General features: G+C 68.3%; 1 protein-coding gene. It reads left to right on the forward strand.

The window, feature by feature from the left end; all coding sequences use genetic code 11:
* Positions 1-730, forward strand: a 730-nt coding sequence (gene rsmA, locus EOA86_RS37075) for a 16S rRNA (adenine(1518)-N(6)/adenine(1519)-N(6))-dimethyltransferase RsmA (RefSeq protein ID WP_128345861.1), incomplete at its 5' end; no start/stop codon positions are given.
* Between the last annotated feature and the right edge of the window lie 2 nt (positions 731-732).

Consider the following 732-nt stretch of genomic DNA (forward strand, 5'->3'; position numbering starts at 1 on the left):
GATCGCGCGCGCCGCCGGCGACCTGACGGGCGCCACGGTGATCGAGGTCGGTCCGGGTCCCGGTGGGCTGACCCGGGCGCTGCTGTCCCACGGCGCTGCTCGGGTCATCGCCATCGAGCGCGACGAGCGTTGCCTGGCAGCGCTTGCGGAGGTGTCGGACCACTATCCGGGCGGGCTCGAGGTCATTGCCGGCGACGCGCTGAAGACGGATTTTGCGGCGCTTGCCAAAGGGCCACATGGGGGCAACGGATCTGTGAGGATCGTCGCCAACCTGCCCTATAATATCGGCACCGAACTCTTGATACGCTGGCTGACCGTCGCCGAGTGGCCGCCCTTCTACGCATCGATGACGCTGATGTTCCAGCGCGAGGTGGCTGAGCGCATCGTCGCCCGCCCCGGCAGCGACGCCTATGGCCGGCTGGGCGTGCTGGCAGGCTGGCGGACGGAGGCAAAAATCGCTTTCGACGTGCCGCCGCAAGCGTTCACGCCGCCGCCCAAGGTGGTGTCGTCGGTGGTGCATCTGGTGCCGCGGGCAAGTCCCCTGCCCACCGAGGTCAAGAAGCTCGGCCGCGTCACCGAAGCGGCCTTCGGCCAGCGCCGCAAAATGCTGCGGCAGAGCGTCAAGAGCCTCGGCGGCGAAGCCCTGCTCACTCGCGCCGGCATCGATCCGACCCGGCGCGCCGAAACGCTTGACGTCGAGGAGTTCGTACGACTGGCCAACGCAGTGTAACA

Origin of the sequence: Mesorhizobium sp. M5C.F.Ca.IN.020.32.2.1 (genome assembly GCF_004023105.1) — a bacterium.
GTDB lineage: Bacteria > Pseudomonadota > Alphaproteobacteria > Rhizobiales > Rhizobiaceae > Mesorhizobium > Mesorhizobium wenxiniae.